Origin of the sequence: Mycobacterium sp. E1386 (assembly GCF_001672745.1) — a bacterium.
Classification (GTDB): Bacteria; Actinomycetota; Actinomycetes; order Mycobacteriales; family Mycobacteriaceae; genus Mycobacterium.
The window spans coordinates 1-2,792 of sequence record NZ_LZKH01000062.1; the positions used below are offsets into that span (position 1 = coordinate 1).

Sequence of the window (2,792 nt, forward strand, 5' to 3'; positions counted from 1 at the left end):
CCGATATCCTGGCGCCGGCCGTACCGACGCCGCCGCCGTCGAGGTTCGCGCCCGGGTTCCGGGCGGGACCGGCCGCGCCGCCGGGACCCGGCCCCCAGCTGCCCGCTCCGTTGATCAACCCGGGCGGCACGGGCGGCAGCGGCATCACGGGAGGTAGCCAGAATTGAGCAGCGTCTTCAATTTCGGAAAACCGCGGCCCCGGACGGTCATCGGCGTGCTGGCGGTACTGCTGATCCTGGTCGCCGGCGCCCTCGGCTGGCGGCTCTACCAAAGGTTGACCACCAACACCGTAATCGCTTATTTCCCATCGGCGAACGCCCTCTATTCCGGCGACAAAGTCCAAATCATGGGCGTTCGCGTCGGTTCCGTCGACAAGATCGAACCGGCCGGCGACAAGATGAAGGTGACGTTTCACTACGACAACAAATACAAGGTGCCCGCCAACGCGTCGGCGGTCATCGTGAACCCGACGCTGGTGGCGTCGCGCAACATCCAGTTGGAGCCGCCCTATAAGGGCGGTCCGGTCATGGGCGACAACGCGGTGATCCCCATCGAGCGCACGCAGGTGCCGACGGAGTGGGACGAACTGCGCGAAGGCGTCGCCAACGTCATCTCCAAACTCGGCCCGACACCCGAGCAACCCAAAGGTCCGTTCGGTGATGCCATCGAGTCGTTCGCCGACGGGCTGGCCGGCAAGGGCAAGCAAATCAACACCACGCTGAACAGCCTGTCGCGGTCGTTGACGGCGTTGAACGAGGGCCGTGGTGACTTCTTCGCGGTGGTGAAGAGCCTGGCCCAGTTCGTCAACGCCCTGCACAAGGACGACCAGCAATTCGTCGCGCTCAACAAGAACCTGGCCCAGTTCACCGACGAGTTGACCGGATCCGACCACAATCTCGCCAATGCGCTCCAGCAGTTCGACAGCCTGCTCTCCACCCTGCGCCCGTTCTTGACCAAGAACCGCGAGGTGCTCGTCCATGACCTCGACAACCTCGCCACCCTGACCACCACGCTGGTCCAGCCCGATCCACTGAACGGTTTGGAGACCGCGTTGCACGTCCTGCCGACGCTGGAGACCAACCTCAGCCAGATCTACCACCCGTCGCACGGGGCCGTGATGTCCATTCCGGCGATCCCTAACTTCGCCAACCCAATGCAGTTCTTCTGCAGCATGATTCAGGCCGGTAGCCGACTGGGTTATCAAGAGTCCGCCGAGCTGTGTGCGCAATACCTGGCCCCCGTCCTCGATGCGATCAAGTTCAACTACCTGCCCTTCGGGTTGAACCTGTTCAGCACCGCCGAGGCGCTACCCAAGGAGATCGCTTACTCCGAGCCGCGGCTGCACCCGCCGAACGGATACAAGGACACCACCGTGCCCGGCATCTGGGTGCCCGACACCCCGTTCTCGCACCGAAACACCCAACCCGGCTGGGTGGTCGCGCCGGGCATGCAGGGCACCCAGGTGGGGCCCATCACCGGCGGCCTGTTGACGCCCGAATCCCTGGCCGAACTGATGGGCGGCCCCGACACCGGGCCCCCGCCCCCGGGGTTGCAGACCCCGCCCGGGCCGCCGAACGCCTACGACGAGTATCCGGTGTTGCCACCCATCGGCCTGCAGGCCCCCCAGGTGCCGATCCCGCCACCGGCGCCCGGACCGGGTGTGATCCCTGGTCCGGTCGCGCCGACGCCCGCGCCGGTGGCCGCCGCGGCGGGAGCAGGATCATGAACACATTGCGCGCCATGGCTATTCGGGCCCGATACCGGACGCGGCAGGGCATCGCAGTGCTGGTTGCTGCAGTGTTGCTGACGTCGTGCGCGAAATGGCATGGGATCGCGAATGTGCCGATGCCGGGTGGCCCGGGCTCCGGGCCCGGCTCCTACACCGTCTATGTGCAGATGCCCGACACGCTTGCCCTCAACGACAACAGCCGGGTGCGGGTGGCCGATGTCTTTGTCGGCACGGTGCGGGCGATCCAACTGAAGAACTGGGTCGCGACCCTGACGCTGCGTCTGGGCAAGAACGTCAAGTTACCCAGGAACGCGACCGCCAAGATCGGGCAAACCAGCCTGCTGGGTTCGCAGCATGTGGAGCTGGCCGCGCCTCCCAACCCGTCCCGGGAGTTGCTGCGGGATGGCGACACGATCCCGCTGAAGAATGCGTCGACGTATCCCACGACGGAGCAGACGCTCGCAAGTCTTGCCATCGTGCTTCGCGGCGGCGGCATCCCGAACCTGGAAGTGCTGCAGAACGAGGTCTACAACATCGTCAACGGTCGGGCCGAGCACATCCGTGCCTTCCTCGGCAAGCTGGCCACCTTCACCGCCCGACTCAACGAGCAACGCGCTGACATCACCCGAGCCATCGATTCCACCAACCGGCTGCTGGCATACGTGGGTCCCCGCTCTGACGTCTTGGACCGCGTCCTCACCGAATTCCCGCCACTGCTCAAGCATTTCGCCGACAAACAGAACCTTCTGATCGACGCGGTCGACGCTACGGGACGGCTCAGCAAAGTTGCCGACCAATACCTGTCGGCCGCGCGGGGCGACCTCCACCAGGATCTGCTCTCGCTGCAGTGCCCGTTGCGGGAATTCGGCCGTGCCTCTCCCTACCTGATTCGCGCGCTCAAGCTGATCCTCGTCCGGCCGTTCGACGTCGACGCCGTACCCAAGGCGTTCCGCGGCGACTACTTCAACTTGTCGCTGACGCTGGATCTGACGATGAGCGCGGTCGACAACGCGGTCCTCACCGGGACCGGGTTCTCCGGAGCGCTACGCGCGCTCGAACAATC

At 65.5% G+C, this 2,792-nt stretch carries 2 protein-coding genes; both read left to right on the forward strand.

The window, feature by feature from the left end; translation table 11 throughout:
* The first annotated feature begins 163 nt into the window (after positions 1-163).
* Entirely contained in the window at positions 164-1,726 is a 1,563-nt protein-coding gene (locus A5709_RS06825; RefSeq protein ID WP_068119021.1) for a virulence factor Mce family protein, read from the forward strand.
* The coding region (locus tag A5709_RS06830) for a virulence factor Mce family protein (RefSeq protein WP_067947273.1) at positions 1,723-2,792 on the forward strand (1,070 nt) is incomplete at its 3' end. The genes A5709_RS06825 and A5709_RS06830, both read left to right, overlap by 4 nt.